This is a genomic window from Pseudomonas sp. MPDS, from assembly GCF_013283895.1.
In the GTDB taxonomy this organism is placed as follows: domain Bacteria; phylum Pseudomonadota; class Gammaproteobacteria; order Pseudomonadales; family Pseudomonadaceae; genus Aquipseudomonas; species Aquipseudomonas rhizophila.
Window position 1 is genome coordinate 5,365,510 of the sequence record NZ_CP054128.1, and the last position, 17,054, is coordinate 5,382,563.

The 17,054-nt window shown below is 61.3% G+C and carries 19 protein-coding genes, 1 pseudogene and 1 riboswitch; of the genes and pseudogenes, 10 read left to right on the top strand and 10 right to left on the bottom strand.

The window, feature by feature from the left end; translation table 11 throughout:
- The first annotated feature begins 3 nt into the window (after nt 1–3).
- Complete coding sequence (locus HQ912_RS23840; protein ID WP_173407379.1) at nt 4–1,002, top strand: class I SAM-dependent methyltransferase; 999 nt, start codon at nt 4–6, stop codon at nt 1,000–1,002.
- Nucleotides 1,003–1,053: 51 nt separating this feature from the next.
- A riboswitch (yybP-ykoY riboswitch) is annotated at nt 1,054–1,174 on the top strand.
- Nucleotides 1,175–1,264: 90 nt separating this feature from the next.
- Nucleotides 1,265–1,849 carry a TMEM165/GDT1 family protein gene (locus tag HQ912_RS23845; protein WP_047229427.1) on the top strand — a complete coding sequence of 195 codons (585 nt, stop codon included), beginning with the start codon at nt 1,265–1,267 and terminating at the stop codon, nt 1,847–1,849.
- Nucleotides 1,850–2,044: 195 nt separating this feature from the next.
- Here HQ912_RS23845 and HQ912_RS23850 read toward each other — a convergent pair whose 3' ends face one another.
- Nucleotides 2,045–2,860, bottom strand: a complete 816-nt coding sequence (locus tag HQ912_RS23850) for a M48 family metallopeptidase (RefSeq protein ID WP_047229426.1) — start codon at nt 2,858–2,860, stop codon at nt 2,045–2,047.
- A 1,303-nt stretch (nt 2,861–4,163) separates the two neighbouring features.
- On the opposite strand from HQ912_RS23850, the pseudogene HQ912_RS28215 reads away from it, so the two are divergent.
- Together HQ912_RS28215 and HQ912_RS28220 are read left to right on the top strand one after the other, a co-directional pair.
- Nucleotides 4,164–4,358, top strand: a pseudogene (locus HQ912_RS28215) (HAMP domain-containing protein); the annotation flags it as partial.
- Nucleotides 4,359–4,472: 114 nt separating this feature from the next.
- Nucleotides 4,473–5,216, top strand: a complete 744-nt coding sequence (locus HQ912_RS28220; protein ID WP_372241397.1) for a methyl-accepting chemotaxis protein — start codon at nt 4,473–4,475, stop codon at nt 5,214–5,216.
- A 130-nt stretch (nt 5,217–5,346) separates the two neighbouring features.
- Here the strand turns inward: HQ912_RS28220 and HQ912_RS23860 are convergent, their stop codons facing one another.
- The 3 genes from HQ912_RS23860 to HQ912_RS23870 are packed head-to-tail and all read right to left on the bottom strand — an operon-like array spanning nt 5,347 to nt 6,461.
- Entirely contained in the window at nt 5,347–5,970 is a 624-nt protein-coding gene (locus HQ912_RS23860) for an SOS response-associated peptidase (protein ID WP_047229424.1), read from the bottom strand.
- Nucleotides 5,971–6,005: 35 nt separating this feature from the next.
- Entirely contained in the window at nt 6,006–6,266 is a 261-nt protein-coding gene (locus tag HQ912_RS23865; RefSeq protein WP_014340166.1) for a putative signal transducing protein, read from the bottom strand.
- 12 nt (nt 6,267–6,278) lie between these two features.
- A complete protein-coding gene (locus HQ912_RS23870) occupies nt 6,279–6,461 on the bottom strand; it encodes a CPXCG motif-containing cysteine-rich protein (RefSeq protein WP_047229423.1) in 183 nt (60 codons plus the stop codon).
- A 139-nt stretch (nt 6,462–6,600) separates the two neighbouring features.
- Between HQ912_RS23870 and HQ912_RS23875 the strand changes: the two genes are divergently transcribed.
- Entirely contained in the window at nt 6,601–7,767 is a 1,167-nt protein-coding gene (locus HQ912_RS23875) for a 1-acyl-sn-glycerol-3-phosphate acyltransferase (RefSeq protein ID WP_047229422.1), read from the top strand.
- A 99-nt stretch (nt 7,768–7,866) separates the two neighbouring features.
- On the opposite strand, the gene HQ912_RS23880 is transcribed toward HQ912_RS23875, so the two are convergent.
- Nucleotides 7,867–8,148 carry a hypothetical protein gene (locus HQ912_RS23880; RefSeq protein WP_047229421.1) on the bottom strand — a complete coding sequence of 94 codons (282 nt, stop codon included), beginning with the start codon at nt 8,146–8,148 and terminating at the stop codon, nt 7,867–7,869.
- 332 nt (nt 8,149–8,480) lie between these two features.
- On the opposite strand from HQ912_RS23880, the gene HQ912_RS23885 reads away from it, so the two are divergent.
- Nucleotides 8,481–8,687: a hypothetical protein gene (locus HQ912_RS23885; RefSeq protein WP_047229420.1), complete on the top strand. Its 207-nt coding sequence runs from the start codon at nt 8,481–8,483 to the stop codon at nt 8,685–8,687.
- A gap of 128 nt (nt 8,688–8,815) precedes the next feature.
- Here HQ912_RS23885 and HQ912_RS23890 read toward each other — a convergent pair whose 3' ends face one another.
- Nucleotides 8,816–9,400 carry a YajG family lipoprotein gene (locus tag HQ912_RS23890; RefSeq protein WP_047229419.1) on the bottom strand — a complete coding sequence of 195 codons (585 nt, stop codon included), beginning with the start codon at nt 9,398–9,400 and terminating at the stop codon, nt 8,816–8,818.
- Nucleotides 9,401–9,605: 205 nt separating this feature from the next.
- On the opposite strand from HQ912_RS23890, the gene HQ912_RS23895 reads away from it, so the two are divergent.
- Both HQ912_RS23895 and mqo read left to right on the top strand, forming a co-directional pair.
- Nucleotides 9,606–9,839: a hypothetical protein gene (locus tag HQ912_RS23895; RefSeq protein WP_047229418.1), complete on the top strand. Its 234-nt coding sequence runs from the start codon at nt 9,606–9,608 to the stop codon at nt 9,837–9,839.
- Between the two features lie 737 nt (nt 9,840–10,576).
- On the top strand, nt 10,577–12,085 hold the full coding sequence (gene mqo / locus HQ912_RS23900) for a malate dehydrogenase (quinone) (RefSeq protein ID WP_047229417.1): 1,509 nt from the start codon (nt 10,577–10,579) through the stop codon (nt 12,083–12,085).
- A gap of 117 nt (nt 12,086–12,202) precedes the next feature.
- Here mqo and HQ912_RS23905 read toward each other — a convergent pair whose 3' ends face one another.
- Together HQ912_RS23905 and HQ912_RS23910 are read right to left on the bottom strand one after the other, a co-directional pair.
- Entirely contained in the window at nt 12,203–12,490 is a 288-nt protein-coding gene (locus HQ912_RS23905; protein WP_047229416.1) for a PA4642 family protein, read from the bottom strand.
- Nucleotides 12,491–12,553: 63 nt separating this feature from the next.
- Nucleotides 12,554–13,039: a hypothetical protein gene (locus HQ912_RS23910; protein ID WP_047229415.1), complete on the bottom strand. Its 486-nt coding sequence runs from the start codon at nt 13,037–13,039 to the stop codon at nt 12,554–12,556.
- Between the two features lie 297 nt (nt 13,040–13,336).
- Between HQ912_RS23910 and dauA the strand changes: the two genes are divergently transcribed.
- Nucleotides 13,337–15,076, top strand: a complete 1,740-nt coding sequence (gene dauA, locus HQ912_RS23915; protein ID WP_047229414.1) for a C4-dicarboxylic acid transporter DauA — start codon at nt 13,337–13,339, stop codon at nt 15,074–15,076.
- Between the two features lie 128 nt (nt 15,077–15,204).
- On the opposite strand, the gene HQ912_RS23920 is transcribed toward dauA, so the two are convergent.
- Together HQ912_RS23920 and HQ912_RS23925 are read right to left on the bottom strand one after the other, a co-directional pair.
- A complete protein-coding gene (locus HQ912_RS23920) occupies nt 15,205–15,678 on the bottom strand; it encodes a WbuC family cupin fold metalloprotein (protein ID WP_173407380.1) in 474 nt (157 codons plus the stop codon).
- 3 nt (nt 15,679–15,681) lie between these two features.
- Nucleotides 15,682–16,239: a hypoxanthine-guanine phosphoribosyltransferase gene (locus tag HQ912_RS23925; protein ID WP_047229412.1), complete on the bottom strand. Its 558-nt coding sequence runs from the start codon at nt 16,237–16,239 to the stop codon at nt 15,682–15,684.
- Nucleotides 16,240–16,414: 175 nt separating this feature from the next.
- On the opposite strand from HQ912_RS23925, the gene upp reads away from it, so the two are divergent.
- A complete protein-coding gene (gene upp / locus HQ912_RS23930; protein WP_030138594.1) occupies nt 16,415–17,053 on the top strand; it encodes a uracil phosphoribosyltransferase in 639 nt (212 codons plus the stop codon).
- Nucleotide 17,054 lies beyond the last annotated feature (1 nt).

A 17,054-nucleotide genomic window follows, 5' to 3' on the forward strand; every position in this document is an offset into this window, starting at 1 on the left:
ACCATGGATCCGCGCAGTGAAGTACTGCTTCGTCAGGCCGAGTTATTTCAGGGTTCGGTCCTGCTGGCCGGCCTGCCCGCCGACGATCTGCTCGGTCGCTTGCCCCAAGCCCATGGCTGGTGCTGGCACGCCGGTGATCAGGCCGCGCTGGATGCCCGTTTCCCCGAGCGCAGCGACTTTGGCGTGAACGTGCCGGCCCGTGAGTTCGAGACCGCCGTGGTGTTCCTGCCCAAGGCCAAGGACCTGACCGACTACATCCTCAACGCCGTGGCCTCGCGCCTGGCCGGTCGCGAGGTGTATCTGGTGGGGGAAAAGCGCAGCGGCATCGAAGGCGCGTCCAAGCAGCTCAATGCCTTCGGCAAGCCGCGCAAGCTCGACAGCGCGCGCCATTGTCAGCTATGGCAGGTCACCGTGGCCGACGCCCCCGAGGCCAAGCCTTTGGAAAGCCTCGCCCAGACCTACGAGCTGCCCCTGGCCGAAGGCGCACTGAAGGTCATCAGCCTGCCGGGGGTGTTCAGCCACGGTCGCCTGGATCGCGGCAGTGCGCTGTTGCTGGAACACCTGGATAAACTGCCCAGCGGCCACCTGCTGGACTTCGGTTGTGGCGCCGGGGTGCTGGGGGCAGTGGTCAAGCGTCGCTATCCGCACAACACCGTCACGCTACTGGACGTGGATGCGTTCGCTGCCGCCAGCAGCCGCCTGACCCTGGCCGCCAATGGTCTGGAGGCCGAGGTGCTGACCGGCGACGGTATCGACGCCGCGCCCATGGGATTAAGCGCGATTCTGAGCAACCCGCCGTTCCATGTCGGCGTGCACACCGACTACCACGCCACAGAAAATCTGCTGCGAAAAGCAGCGAAACATCTGAAAAACGGCGGCGAACTGCGCTTGGTGGCAAACAGTTTCCTCAAGTATCAGCCGCTGATCGAAGAGCATCTGGGCGTGTGCGCGATCAAGGCCGAAGGCCAGGGTTTTCGCATCTACCGGGCCAAGCGCGGCTGAAGCAAATTTAAGAAACAGCACTTGCCCAATCGGATTTGCCTAGGCAGAATCCGCTCCGTCCTAGGGGAGTAGTCTCCCGCGAGCGCCACGCTCGCCCGGCATACGTCAACATACTTGGTCAGCAGACCATGGCGTATGCGGCCCAAGCGTCCACGCAGATGGTCGCTGGGTTTGACAAGACCTATGACACGCACACCTTACCCGGGGCGGGAAGGCTGTACGTGTCATAGCCGTGTCGACCCGCCCCTCTAGGAATCACCTGATGCTGGACTCTTTCCTCGTACCTACCGCTATCGTTGCGCTGGCCGAAATCGGCGACAAGACGCAACTGCTCGCGCTTATTCTCGCGGCTCGCTTTCGCAAACCCTGGCCCATCATTGCCGGCATCGTTGCCGCGACCTTGGCCAACCATGCGGCAGCCGGCGCGGTGGGAGCCTGGGTCGGTAGTATTTTCTCGGACGCGGTCCTGCACTGGATCCTGGCGGTGAGCTTTGCCGCCACGGCGCTGTGGACGTTGGTGCCGGACAAACTGGACGATGACGAAGCCAGTACGGCCCGCAAGTTCGGGCCTTTCCTGACCACGCTGATCGCGTTCTTCCTGGCAGAAATCGGCGACAAGACCCAGATCGCCACAGTGATGCTCGCCGCGCAGTACCCGGAACTGTGGCTGGTGATCATCGGCACCACCGTGGGCATGCTGATTGCCAACGTGCCGGTGGTCCTGGCCGGTAACTTCGCCGCTGAAAAGCTCCCCCTGACGCTGATCCGCCGCCTGGCCGCCTCGGCGTTCTTGGTCCTGGCGATCGTGGCGGTGTACAAGGCGATGCAGAGCAGTGGGTGGGTTTGATCGGGTAGGTGAGTAATACCGCGTTATCGTTCATCGCGAGCAGGCTCGCTCCCACACTGGCTGCGGGTACTCACAAGAATATCGAACACGGTAAATCCCTTGTGGGAGCGAGCCTGCTCGCGATGAACGATAACGCGCTCAGATTGAAGTCTGCGTCGCCTCTGTCGCGAGCAAGCTTTGCTCCCACAACGATGGTTACTTTCTGGCCTGCTGATACAGCGGCATCACCTTCGGAATCGCCGCCTGCAACGAAGCGATCCGGCTGCTGGAGGACGGGTGGGTGCTCATGAATTCCGGCGGCGCGCCTTCCGAAGCCTTGGCCATCTTGTTCCACAACGTGATCGCGGCATTCGGGTCGTAGCCGGCGCGAGCGGCCAGTTCCAGGCCGATCAGGTCGGCTTCGTTCTCATTGCCGCGACTGTTGGGCAGGGTCATGCCGTAGTTGGCCACGGTATCGGCCAGTGCCAGGCTGTCCTGGCCCAGACCGAACAATGCACCGGCGCCCTGCTTGGCCATTTCGATGCCGTAGGCCTTGGACATCGCTTCGCGGCCGTGCTCGCGCAAGGCGTGAGCGATTTCGTGGCCGATGATCGCGGCAATTTCATCGTCAGTGAGCTTGAGCTTGTTGATCAAGCCGGTATAGAAAATGATTTTGCCGCCGGGGCCGCAACTGGCGTTGAGCTCATCGCTCTTGATCAGGTTCACTTCCCAGTTCCATTGCGCCGAATCCGGGCGGAACACAGGTGCCTGAGCAATCAGCCGACTGGAGATGGCCTGGACGCGCTTGGCATCGCTACTCGTCTTGTCCAATACACCCTTGGCGCTCGCTTCGCCCATGGTCTTTTGGTAGGACTGGGCATACATCTGATTGACCTGGTCGGTGGACAGCATGCTGAACATGTATTGCTTGCGCTCCACGCCCACGGCTCCGCCGCTGGTAGTGTTGACCGACTGGCAACCGGCAAGCAGCAAGCCCACACTCAGTGCACTCACCATCAATATCTTGTTCATGTAAGAAGCTCCCTGGAAACGTGGGCGTATCCTAGGCGCTGATTTGTATCGGCGCCAGATACATAGCGTGGGATTACAGTTTTTTCAGACAGACCCTACTCCAGTCCATTTACGACACCCACAAAGCCAAAACAGTCATCCGACGAACAGCACCTCATGCTGGGCCAAAGAATCGCCGATACAGGCTTCAGACGTCATTCCCGCGTCCGGAGCCTTTATGAAATTCAAATCGATCCAGTTTTCCGTGGCCGCTCTGGCCGGCGCCATCATCCTCAGTGTGGTCGGTGCCCTGGTGCTGTACGCGCTGTTTGCCGGCGCCCGCACCCAGGACATGGTGCAACAGCGGACCAAGGCGCAGTTCGAGCATCTGATCGAACAACGCCTCGACGCGCTCGCCCGCACCCAGGCCAGCCTGATCCAGCGAGAACTGGAGGCACCGCTGTTGCTTGCCCGGGGCCTGGCGACCACCAATGCCTTGATGGGCATGAACGGCCCGGACGGCAACGCACAACTGAAGGTGCCCCGCGAGCAGATGATCAGCCTGCTGCGCGAAACCGTGGTGCGCAACCCGAAGATTCTCGGCGCCTACATCGCCTGGGAACCGAACGCTATTGACCACGACGACGCCAATTACGTGAACAGCCCGGTGCTGGGCATGGAAACCGACGGGCGCTTCCTGCCATGGTGGTTTCGCAACCAGGACGGCACCCTGGGCCTGGAAAAGCTCGCCGATGTGACGGACCAGAAACTGCTGTCCACCGGTATTCGCGCCAGTGAGTACTACCTGTGCTCCCGGGACAGCAAGAAAGCCTGCGTGATCGACCCGGCGCCTTATCGCGTTGGCAACACCATGACCATGCTCGCCTCGTTCATCGAGCCGATCATGGTCGATGGCAAGTTCCAGGGCATCGTCGGCGCCGACCTGTCGGTGAACTTCATCCAGGACATGCTCGTCGCTGCCGACCGCGAGCTGTATGAGGGCGCCGGGGAAATGGCGTTGCTCTCCAGCAACAACCGCTTGGTGGCCTTCACGAAGGACCCGTCCAAACTGGGAGAAAAGGCCAGCGACCTGCTGGACGCCAATGAACTGGACAACCTGTCCAAGCTCAGCGTCGGCCAGGTACGTTACGACGTCGATGAAGCCCATGGGCATATCGAGGTGTACATGCCGTTCGGCATCGGTGAAACCCAAGCCCGTTGGACGCTGATGCTGCAACTGCCACTGGATGCGGTGATGGCCGAACTGCAAGCGTTGCAAAAAGACCTGGATGCGCAACGCCAGACCGACATCTTCGGCATGGCCATGGTGGGCCTGGTGATTGCCGGCATCGGCCTGCTGGTGATCTGGCTGGTGGCCCACGGCATTGCCCGTCCCCTCAAGCAAATGGTGGCGATGCTCGATGACATCGCCCAGGGCGAAGGCGACCTGACCCGTCGCCTGGTGAGCGACCGCGCGGATGAACTGGGTGCGATCGCCAAGGGCTTCAATACCTTCCTGAGCAAGTTGCAAGGGATGATCACCCAGGTCGTCACCTCGGTGCAGAGCGTCAGCGATTCCTCGGAGCACACTGCCGACATCGCCATCCGCACCAACCAGGGCGTGCACAAGCAAATGGTGGAGATCGATCAGGTCGCCACCGCCGTGCACGAGATGACCGCCACCGCCCAGGACGTGGCCCGCAACGCGACCCAGGCCGCCCAAGCCGCTGGTCACGCAGACCAGGCTGCCAGCCAGGGCATGCAGATCGTGCGGGACACTTCCACCTCCATCGGCGCCCTGGCCGTGGAAATCGGCAAGGCCGTGGGCGTGGTGCAGGCTCTGGCCAAGGACAGCGAGAACATCAACGCGATTCTCACCGCCATCCGCGGGATCGCCGAACAGACCAACCTGCTGGCCCTCAACGCGGCCATCGAAGCAGCTCGCGCCGGTGAACAGGGACGTGGATTTGCGGTGGTGGCCGATGAGGTGCGCAATCTGGCGCAGAAAACGCAGCAGGCCACTGAAGAAATCCAGACGATGATCCAACAGTTGCAACAAGGCACCCGGGATGTGGTGCGGGTGATGGAAGACAGCCAGCACCGCACCGATGAAAGCGTGCAACACGCAGCGAAAGCGGCCCAGGCCCTGGAGACCATCACCCAGGCGGTATCGGTGATCAACGACATGAACACCCAGATCGCCAGCGCCGCCGAGGAACAAAGCGCGGTGGCCGATGACATCAACCGTAACGTGATCAACATCGGGCAAGTGGCAAATGAAGTGGCGGGCGGCGCGGACGAATCCAGCGCGGCCAGTGCGGATCTGACCAAACTGGCGGAGCAGCAGCGGCGGTTGATCAATCAGTTCAAGGTTTGATCCTAGGGCCCCATCGCGAGCAGGCTCGCTCCCACAGGGGGCGGGGGGGTGAACACCATTTCTGTGTATCCCCCAGTCCAATGTGGGAGCGAGCCTGCTCGCGATGGGGCCAGCACAGGCGCCTCAACACTCAAGCCGGAGTCAGGCACTCCGGCCCGTTGAGCTTCGGATCATTGACCATGTTGGCCAGTACCCGCTCGCGCAGTGCCGCCGGTTCACTGGCCAGCAAGCCTTGCAATACATGCAGTGGCGTCTCGGGATCGAGCCACAGGCGCTGGCCCTCTTCATCGAGGATCAACGGCCGACGCTGCCCTGCCGCCGGCTGGGTGATGACTGCGGTGCTCAGCCACACCTGTTCCTGCACGGGATAGGCTTCCCAGATCGCGGCGAAAAACAACGAAGAGCCCTCACCCGGCGTCAACCAGTAAGGGCGTTTGCGCGTGCCACCGCGCCATTCATAGAAGCCGTTGGCCGGCAGCAGGCAGCGGCGCAGGCGCAGGGCCTCACGAAACATCGGCTGCTCGGCCACGGTTTCGGCCCGGGCGTGGGCCGGGGTACGGGACAGGTCGGTCAGCCAGGGCGGCGTGAGGCCCCAGCGGGCCCGGGCCAGTTCGCGCTGCCCCTCAGCGCCGGCGCGCAGCATCAGCACCGAATCGTTGGGCGAAATATTCCACTGGGCCTTCTGGTCGGCGGGGAAGCCGGGCAAGGCCGCAAAGGCGGGGTTCCAGCGAAACAGGGCATAACGTCCACACATGGGGCAACACGACTCTTGATCAAACGGTCGCCAGCCTAACAGACCAATGTGCCGGGGTAACTGTCCGGCTCATCGCCGGGCAATGGCAACGCGGCATTGTAGGCGGCGATCAGCTCCCGGGCGTATTGCGCCTGGTCGTCCTCCACCGCCAGTCCCAGCAGGCCATACATCGGCAACTCGCCGGCGCCGCCCACCAGGTCACGGCCCACCAGGTGGGCGGTGATGCCTTCGCTGGCGAGCATGCCCTGGAGCAGTTCACCTTCCATCAGGTTTTCCAGCTCGTAGATTCGCTGCATGGACGTCCCCCATCATTCGTTTTCACTGAAGACTTCCAGATGCCATTCTTCATCGTGGACCTGCAGGACAAATGTTATCGGTCGGCAACAGACCTGACAGTCCTCGATATAGGTCTGATCACCGCCGGACAGGTCCACCAGCGTTTCCACTTCCTCACCACAATACGGACATTCATACGGAGCGGTTTCCAGCATCGCGGTCTCCCAGGTGACTTGTGCGTATAATCGCCGGTCTATTTGCAGGGCTATTTTTGTCTGGCGGATCTTCCAGGCCGTGCCCTGTCGGTTTTTCGATCGAACCTTTACTTACCCTAGCCGTTTCCTACAAGAGAGCATGATGGGCGAATTCGATGCCATCCGACCTTACGACGACAGCGAAGTCCCAGCGGTGCTGGCACGGCTGCTCGGCGACAAGGCGTTTCTAGATATCCTCACCCACTTCCGCTTCCCACGCCTGGCCGGGGCTTTCGGCTGGATGCTCAAGCCTCTTATAGCGCAAAGGTTGCGTCGTGAGTTCGCCGGCGTGACATCGGTCGCCACTTTGCAGGACAAAGTGGAGTTCTATGTCGACCACACGATCGAGCGTGCCACCGATGGCGTGACCTACACCGGGGTGGAGCAATTCAAATCCGGTAGCGCGTACCTGTTCATCGCCAACCACCGCGACATCGTGATGGACCCGGCCTTCGTCAACTACGCCGTGTACCACGCCGGCTTGCCGACGCCACGCATCGCCATCGGCGACAACCTGCTGCAGAAGCCCTTTGTCAGCGATCTGATGCGTCTGAACAAAAGCTTCATCGTGCACCGCTCCATCACCGGACGGCGGGAAAAAATGGCCGCGTACCAGTTGCTCTCGGCCTATATCAATCACTCGATCCGCAACGACTGCGCCTCGATCTGGATTGCCCAGGCCGAGGGTCGGGCCAAGGACGGTGACGACCGCACCGAATCGGCGATCCTCAAGATGTTCCACATGAGCCGCAAGGACGAACCCTTCGGCGAGGTCATCCAGTCGCTGAACCTCACGCCGGTGTCCATCAGCTACGAATACGACCCGTGCGACCAGGCCAAGGCCCGCGAGCTGTACATCCGCGCCACCACCGGCACCTACACCAAGGCACCGGGCGAAGACGACGTGAGCATCGCCAAGGGCATTACCGGCTACAAGGGGCGGGTCCACGTGAACTTCGCCGCGCCGATCACCGAGCTGTTCGAGGACACCAAGCAACTGGCCCAGGAAATGGACCGGCAGATTCTCGGCGGCTACCGCCTGTTCCCGGTGCATTACCTGGCTTACGCCCAATGGGCCGACGCCGACCCGCAGTTGCAGGTGCCGACAGCGGCCGAGGTGTTTGGCGCCGATGAACTGGCCAAGGCCCAGGAAGAATGGCAGCGCCGGCTGGACGCTTGCCCGCCGGAGCACCGCCCATTCCTGGTGCTGCAATACGCGACACCGGTGCGTAATCAGTATCGGGTCAAGGCGGGATTGGCGCTTTAAGCGACGCCTGTCAAAAAGATCGCAGCCTTCGCCAGCGCCTACATGAATCGATTGTTCATCTTGTAGGCGATGGCGAAGGCTGCGATCTTTTTTTATCCATCAGAACTGGGTGCTGACCCACGACACCAGCAGTGCCAGGCCCAGGCAGGCAAAGCCGAAACGGTAGAAAAACCGGTTCATGCGCTGGGTCGCCAGGTCCAGCAAGGCTTCGAATCGCTCGTCGCCGTCGCTCTTGCGCGCCTCAAGGCAGGCCCGCGCCCGTTGTTCACGGCGGCGCGTGGCATGCAGCACCCAACCGCCCGGGCAGGCAAACAACAATGCGAGCAGGTTGATCAGTTTGGCGGGGTGAGCAGCGAACAACGAAAACAAATGCAGCGACATCACAAACCTCAAGCAATAAACGGACAGGACGCGCCCGGGACCTACGATCGGCGTGAATTCTACCGAAAGCGCCCTCGCCTACTGCACTTTTTCCGACCAATAACGATCAGTTGGGGCGATGGCGCGCAGACTTTGTGGCGAGGGGATTTATCCCCGCTCGAGTGCGCAGCGCTCGCAAACGCTTAAGCAAGGCAGACGTCCCAGGGGCCGCTTCGCGACCCAGCGGGGATAAATCCCCTCGCCACAGGTTCAATCCGGCTAATTCCAGGCGTCACGGTTTCGTCATCTGAATAGGCCACCCTGTCGCCCTTCAAACCTGCCCGGAACCCACCATGCTCCACGCCGAAAACCAGGATCGTCTCTATCTCATCAGCCCGAGCGACGAACAACAGAACCTCGTCGGCAGCCTGTCCTTCAACGTACAGGATCGGCATTGGCTGGTGTATTGCGCCCTTGGCGGCCATCAACACGCCGACCTTCCGGAGACCGATCTGCTGACCGGTATCAGTGTGCTGGAGCTGTATTCCCAGGCTGCATGAAGGTTTCTTGCTTGCAAAAAACTGTGGGAGCGAGCCTGCTCGCGATAGCGGAGTGTCAGTCACCTCAATGTTGACTGATCCGCCATCGCGAGCAGGCTCGCTCCCACAGGGGTTACGGAACGTCCTACTTACTCAGCCAGCACCTGACCAATGGTCGGGTCCTTGAACAGGCGTGTCAGGGCGTCGCTCAACACGTCGCTGACCAGCTTGGTGTTGGTGTCCTGGTTAGGCGCCATGCCGAAGCGCTGGTCCAGCGAGGCACCGTAACGACCGCTGTAACGACGATTGGCGTTCTGCACCTCGGAGCGGAAGGTCGCGCCGATGGTGGCTTCGGTCACATACATACCTTCCTTGGGCGACTGGTACTTCAACTCGGCCAGGGTGACGGTCAGTTGCGGTGCATTCATCGCGTTGGCGGTAGGGGTGAAGCCCAGCAAACGTACCGCCGCTTCGGCCTGGGCCTGCAGCTTGGGCAAAATCTGCGCGCCCTGCACCGTGATCACACTGGTTTCCGGGTACAGCCCGCCGCGGGTGCCGAGGGTCGGCGACGGACGACCGTCCACCACCCGTACCACCACCGGCTGGCCGCGGCCCACGGGCGCCAGCTGGGCGTTGAGCTTGGGCTCCGGGTTAAGTTGTTGCGGGCTGTGGGCGCAGCCGACGAGGGCCAGACTGGTCACAGCGATCAAACCGAACAACAGGCGTTGCAACATGCTCTTCTCTCCAGAATCGGGCACAAACAGGCCAGCAGTATAGCGGTGCGCCATGGCGGTGAACTAGCGCTGCACGATGAATACTCAAATGTCTGACACTCCATGGGAAAACCGGTTCGTGTCATGCCATTGTCATGATCCTTACACCGGCATGTCATGGCCTCCTGTCAGCCTTGGCACAAGCTCCCCGACACGGTGTCCGACCATGCGTTTTCTCATTTCCCTGTTCACCCCGCGCCCACAGCACCGCTGCTTCGCCCTGCTGGACCGCAACGGCCGTTGCCAGGCATTCAAGCAATGCAACCTGCAGCCCATGGGTGAAGGTTGGGTGGAAATCGAAGAGATTCGCTTGAACTGGCTGCACCAGCCATTGCCCGCCAGCGCCCGCGTGCAAACCCTTGGCGCTCGCCCACGCAACCGTCAACTGTTGGCCGTCTGACCGGATGGCTAATAAAAGTCATTAAACACGACCATTTCCCTGCGTTTCTTCGATACAATCTGCCCCCGATTATAAGGACGTCTCCTGATCGGGCCTCGCAACACCGCTAATGCGCTTGTATTGGCACCCCGCACCGCCCACAGAGAGCCGCCCACACAGATCGAGTGAAGCTGGCGCGCTTGCTGTTTTTCAAGCAAATCACCACTTTTCGCGAATCTGCAGAGCTGTCATTACGCTCGGTCACTGAGCTGTCTGCCCGTTTTGCCTGTCATGTATTACATGGGGGCAAACCAAACCGGGCGCGGTGCCAGGCTGGGACAGCCCTTTTTTGAGGTTCACGTCTTCAAAAGAGCGTGAAAAAACGGGTTTTCACAACTTCACGAGAGTGTGGCGAGCAAATGAATAGTTTTGCGTCTGAACAAGCACCATTAGCGTCTGAAACAGCCCAACGACACAGGACCGCCTATCGTTCAAGAACCGGCGCCTGAAGCCTGTCCGCTACGGATTTGGTTGCACGAACGGATGTCTCGGCCATAAGTCGAATTGCCTGCCCGGCGCTTAAATGAGTTCATGGGACTCTGAGGCCAGGCTGCATGCATCCGCAGTAGTTGCGAAAAATTGCGAAGATTCGGACATGGCGATCCTGGCCATGGATACCTGGGGCGCAACTGACCTGCCCCGCCACTCCTGGCCGCCATGCCGACAATTTGGTGCTGCAGATTTTGGAGACGCGTTAAATGGCGCATAACGAAGCAGTCGATGTAGTTCTGGTAGGGGCCGGCATCATGAGTGCCACCCTGGCCGTGCTGCTCAAGGAACTCGACCCCGCGATCTCGCTGGAAGTCGTCGAGTTGATGGATTCCGGTGCCGCGGAGAGTTCCAACCCGTGGAACAACGCCGGCACCGGCCACGCCGGGCTGTGTGAGCTGAACTACACGCCCCAGGCGGCCGATGGCAGTGTCGACATCAAGAAAGCCGTGCACATCAACACCCAGTTCGAGGTGTCGAAGCAGTTCTGGACGTACCTGACCAAAAAAGGCACGTTCGGCTCATCCAAATCCTTCATTGCCCCCGTCCCGCACCTGAGCTTCGTGCAGGGTGAAAAAGGCGTGTCGTTCCTGAAAAAGCGCTTTGAACTGATGCGCCAGCATCACGCCTTCGCTGACATGGAATACACCGAGGACAAGGCCGTGATGGCCGAGTGGATGCCGCTGATGATGCCGGGCCGGCCAGCTGACGAAGTCATCGCCGCCACCCGCGTCATGAACGGCACCGACGTCAACTTCGGCGCCCTGACCAACCAGTTGCTCAAGCACCTGACCAGCGCCCCGGACACCCAGGTCAAGTATTGCAAGCGCGTCACCGGCCTCAAGCGCAACGGCGCGGGCTGGACCGTCAGCATCAAGGACGTCAATTCCGGCAGCAGCCGTGACGTCGATGCCAAGTTTGTCTTCCTGGGCGCCGGTGGGGCGGCATTGCCGCTGCTGCAAGCGTCGGGCATCGAAGAAAGCAAAGGCTTCGGTGGCTTCCCGGTCAGCGGCCAGTGGCTGCGTTGCGACAACCCGGAAGTGGTCAAGCATCACCAGGCCAAGGTCTACAGCCAGGCCGCCGTGGGCTCGCCACCGATGTCCGTGCCGCACCTGGACACCCGCGTGGTCGATGGCAAGAAATCCCTGCTGTTCGGGCCATACGCCGGTTTCACCACCAAGTTCCTCAAGCATGGTTCGCTCATGGATCTGCCGCTGTCGGTACGTGCCGGCAACATCGGCCCGATGCTGGCCGTGGCCCGGGACAACATGGACCTGACCAAGTACCTGATCAGCGAAGTGATGCAGTCCATGGAGCAGCGCCTGGAATCCCTGCGTCGCTTCTATCCCGAGGCGAAAGCCGAGGACTGGCGCCTGGAAGTGGCCGGCCAACGGGTTCAGATCATCAAGAAAGACCCGAAGAAAGGCGGTGTCCTGCAGTTCGGCACCGAACTGGTGGCGGCCAAGGACGGCACCCTCGCCGCCTTGCTCGGCGCCTCGCCCGGTGCTTCGGTGACCGTCTCGATCATGCTGGACCTGATCGAGCGCTGCTTCCCGGACAAAGCCAAGGGAGAATGGGCGAGCAAACTCGCTGAGATCTTCCCGGCGCGGGAAAAAGTGCTGGAAACCGACGCGGCGCTGTATCGCAAGGTCAATGCGCAGAACAACGTCGCCCTGGAACTGGTTGAAGAAAGCAGCGAGACACCCAGCTTCGCTTGATTCTGCCGGATAAAAAAACGCCCCGTTCTTTCTGAGAACGGGGCGTTTTTTTATGGGAGAAGCTGTCGTGGCGAGAGGGCTTGCTCCCGCTGGCCTGCGAGGCAGGCCGCTTAGTAATCAGCCACGAGCCTTGTTGATCAACTCGATGTACTCCTCGGCATTACGCTGGTCCTGGATCAGCGCCACGAAATCGTTGCCATGCTCATCCTTGCCATTGAGGTCGTAGCCGGCCTCGACGAAAAACGTCAGAAAGCGCTCGAAGTCGTCGACCCGCAGGCCACGGTAGGCCTTGATCAGTTTGTGCAGCGACGGCGAAGTGGCATCGACCGGATCGAAATTGAGGAACAGCTTGATCTGCTCATCGCCAATCTCGTCACCAATCACTTGTTTCTTGTCTTTACGCATTGCCGGGCTCCAGCTCGCACAGTTCACGGGGGCGGGCAGTTTACCCCCGGCAGGCCTCGGGGCTCAACGCGGGCGTACAGCACCGGTGTGCAGGTCGGCCCAGATATGGCCGTTGGCGTAGCTGAGGAACTGCACGTACACCGTGTCGCTGCGCAGCAGATCGATCACCACTTGATACTGGGCCTGTGGATAAGACAGGGTCAGAGTCTTGCTCGCCTCGTCGAAGGCAGGTTTTTTCAGGCTTTTGCTTTCGCCATCGAAGTTCAAGATCACCTGGTTGAGGGTGGCGCCTTTGTTCAGGGGTTTACCTTTGAGGCGCACCAGCAACGGCGATGTAACCGGTATCGGTTGCTGGTTGGACTGACGCTGATTGCCCAGCACCACCGAATACTCGGTGACCTGGAGCAATTGCTGGTGTTCGGGTTGCTCCTGACGTACCGCCAGATCGTCGGGGGGCAGAAATTGACTGTGCATCGGTGCGCCAACGGCCGCCCACGACAGGCTGGACATCAGCAGCAGAGCGGCGCAGCGGCGGGTCAGTACACTCATGACAGGCTCCAGGATCTTGGCCCGGCACTCTAGCATGAGCCCAGGCGGTAAAAATAACGATCCAGGTCAATACATCCGCGCCACGAGCACGGCATACTCAAGGAGCCATCAGCCCTCGCATCACATGATGCCCCTTGTGGCGAGGGGATTTATCCCCGCTGGGCTGCGAAGCAGACCTAAACCGGATACTCGGTGAATCAGACAGATCACCCAACCCGACGGGGATAAATCCCCTCGCCACTGGTTAGGTGTTTGCCGGGTATTTGGTATTTGCCCCGCTCATTTCGTGGAGTGCCCATGTCCTTCTCCGCCCCACCGATATTCGCCGCTTGGCGCCAAACCTGGCGCGCCGGTTACACCCTTGAGCGCCTGCGCGGCGATCTGGTGGCCGGGCTGACCGTCGGCATCATTGCCATCCCCTTGGCCATGGCCCTGGCAATCGCCGTCGGCGTGCCGCCGCAGCATGGCTTGTACACGGTGCTAGTGGCCGCCCCCCTGATCGCCCTCACCGGCGGCTCGCGCTTCAACGTGAGCGGGCCGACAGCGGCGTTCGTGGTGATCCTGCTGCCCATTACCCAGCAATACGGCCTGGGCGGCCTGCTGCTGTGCACGATGCTGGCGGGCATGATCCTGATAGCGCTGGGCCTGATGCGGGCCGGGCGGCTGATCCAGTACATTCCTTATCCGGTCGTTCTCGGTTTTACCGCTGGGATCGGCGTGGTCATTGCCACCCTGCAACTCAAAGACCTGTTGGGCCTGACCACTGTCGGCAACGCCGAGCATTACATCGAGCAATTGGGCGCCTTGATCACGGCGCTGCCCAGCGCCCGGCTCGGCGACGGCCTTATCGGCCTCATCTGCCTGGCGGTATTGATTGTCTGGCCGCGCTGGGTGCCGCGTGTTCCGGGACATCTGGTCGCCCTGTTGGTGGGTGCGCTGTTGGGGCTGGCGCTGGAAAGCGGCGGCTGGCAAATCGCGACATTGGGCGAACGTTTCAGCTACGTGGTCGACGGCATCAGTTACCCCGGCATCCCGCCATTTTTGCCGAGTTTCGACTGGCCTTGGAATCTCCCGGACAATCAGGGCCGCTCCTTGGAACTGTCCTACGATCTGATCCGCCAATTGCTCGGGCCTGCCTTTGCCATCGCCATGCTCGGTGCCATTGAGTCGCTGTTGTGCGCGGTGGTGGCCGACGGCATGACCGGCAGTAAACACGACCCCAACGCCGAACTGATCGGCCAGGGCCTGGGCAATCTGGTGGCGCCACTGTTCGGCGGCATCACTGCCACGGCGGCGATTGCCCGCAGCGCCACCAATGTGCGCAGCGGCGCGTTTTCGCCATTGGCCGCGATCATTCACAGCCTCGTGGTGCTGGGGGCGATTGTGCTGCTGGCGCCGTTGTTCAGCTATCTGCCCATGGCAGCGCTGGCGGCATTGCTGGTGATGGTGGCCTGGAACATGAGCGAAGCCGGACACGTGCTGCACACCTTGCGTATCGCCCCACGCAGTGACGTGCTGGTGCTACTGACCTGCCTGAGCCTGACCGTACTGTTCGACATGGTCCTGGCCGTCGCCGTCGGCCTGCTGCTGGCCGCCGGGCTGTTCATCAAACGCATGAGCGAGCTGACGGACACCGCCGAACTGCCGCGCCATTTTCATCAGGCCCTGCTGGAGATGCCCGAGCACGTCCGCTGCTACGCCATTCGCGGACCGCTGTTTTTCGGCGCGGCAGAAAAGGCCCTGGATGTGCTGCGCAAATTCGATCCGGGGATTCGGGTGATGGTGGTGGAAATGAGCGCCGTGCCGATGCTGGACATGACTGCGCTGGCGGCTTTTGAAAGTATCCTCAAGGACTACCGCAAGCAGGGCATCGGCCTGATTCTGGTGGCAACCGCGCCACGGGTACGCCTGAAGTTGCGCCGCGCCGGCATCCATCGCGAGCAGCGCCAACTGGCGTATGTGCAGACCCTGGAGCAGGCACGGGCCAAAAGCGAAAAATGGCTCGCCGGTAGCGCTGCACACTCGAGCCCGGCCTGATTGATCTGTTGCCACACAGCTTTTTGTGGCGAGGGAGCTTGCTCCCGCTTGGGTGCGTAGCATCCACCTGCAATTGGGGCTGCTGCGCAGCCCAGCGGGAGCAAGCTCCCTCGCCACAGAAGCACCGCTCAGTCGAACTGAGCGCGCATCCAGGCCTGGTACTGCGCCACCCCCGCCTCGCCTTCGCGGGGCGCCCAGGGGGCCAGTTCGCCATCGCCCACCGGGCGGTAAGGCCCGGCCTTGCACTCGAACATCAGGCTGTCGGCTTCCAGCACCACTAAACCGTGGTAAACGCCGGCCGGTAGGTCGACACCAAGGCAATCGCCACCGGCCTGCAGGATTCGCTTGTCCACCACCATCCCGGTTTCATCAAAGATCAACACACCGAGCCGGCCCTTGAGCACCAGCAGGGTTTCAGCCTTGTCGGCGCTCAGGTGGCGATGCGGCGGGATGTAAGTGGACGGCTGCAAGCCAACCGCCATGCGATGGCAAGGCTCGTCCATCTGATGAAAATTGTGGTGTTGGCGCCCGCGAGGACTGGCCGTGGCTTTCTCGGCCAGTTCGTTGAACAGCGCTTGATCCAGAAAGCCCGGCTGGTTCATCGATTACATTCCTTTGACGGCGAAAATACCGTTGGCATTGCGCCAGTAACCTTTGTAGTCCATGCCGTAGCCGAAGATGTAGCGGTCAATGCACGGCAGACCGACGAAATCGGCTTTCAGGTCCGGACGGGCCTTGCGGTCATGGTCCTTGTCGATCAGCACGGCGGTGTGCACGGCGCGGGCACCGGCGTGTTTGCAGAAGTCGATGATGGCGCCCAGGGTGTGACCTTCGTCGAGGATGTCGTCGATGATCAGCACGTCACGGTCGATGAACGATACTTCCGGCTTGGCTTTCCAGAACAGGTCGCCACCGCTGGTTTCGTTGCGGTAACGGGTGGCGTGCAGGTAGGACGCTTCCAGCGGGAAGTTCAGGTAGGTCAGCAGCTTGCCGGAGAAAATCAGCCCACCGTTCATGACGCAGAACACCACCGGGTTGGAATCGGCCAACTGGTCGTTGATTTGCGCGCCGACACGGGCGATGGCCGCTTCGACTTCGGCTTCGGTGTACAGGCAGTCAGCCTCTCGCATGATTTGACGGATATGCTCGAGATCAGCGGACATGGCGCTCTCCAGGGGAGGTTGGGGGAGGGACGGGGTCGGAAAAGCGGGCAAAGGTACGCATCCCGCCCGGCCAGATCAAGCGTTTGTGGACTAACGTTCTGTATTGTCTATAGGACAACACCCTCGGATAGATTAATCTAGGCCGGTTTTTTTGCCCGCCGCCGGAGCTTTCCCCATGCCCATCCTCGAGATCCGCCACCCGCTGATCAGACATAAACTCGGCCTGATGCGCCGCGCCGACATTAGCACGAAGAACTTCCGCGAACTTGCCCAGGAAGTCGGTGCACTGCTCACCTACGAAGCCACCAAGGACCTGCCGCTGGAGTCCTATGAAATCGACGGTTGGGCGGGCACGGTCCAGGTGGAAAAAATCGCCGGCAAGAAAATCACCGTGGTGCCGATCCTGCGTGCCGGCATCGGCATGCTCGAAGGCGTGCTGAGCCTGATCCCGGGCGCCAAAGTCAGCGCCGTGGGTGTGGCCCGCAACGAGCAGACCCTGCAGGCGCACACCTACCTGGAAAAACTGGTGCCGGAAATCGACGAGCGCCTGGCAATGATCATCGATCCGATGCTCGCCACCGGCAGCTCCATGGTCGCCACCATCGACCTGCTGAAAAAAGCCGGTTGCCGTGACATCCGCGCCATGGTGCTGGTGGCGGCCCCCGAAGGCATCAAGGCCGTGGAAGACGCTCACCCCGACGTCACCATCTACACCGCTTCCATCGACCAGAAACTCAACGAACATGGCTACATCATCCCGGGCCTGGGCGATGCCGGCGACAAGATCTTCGGCACCAAGCAGAAGGACGCTTGAG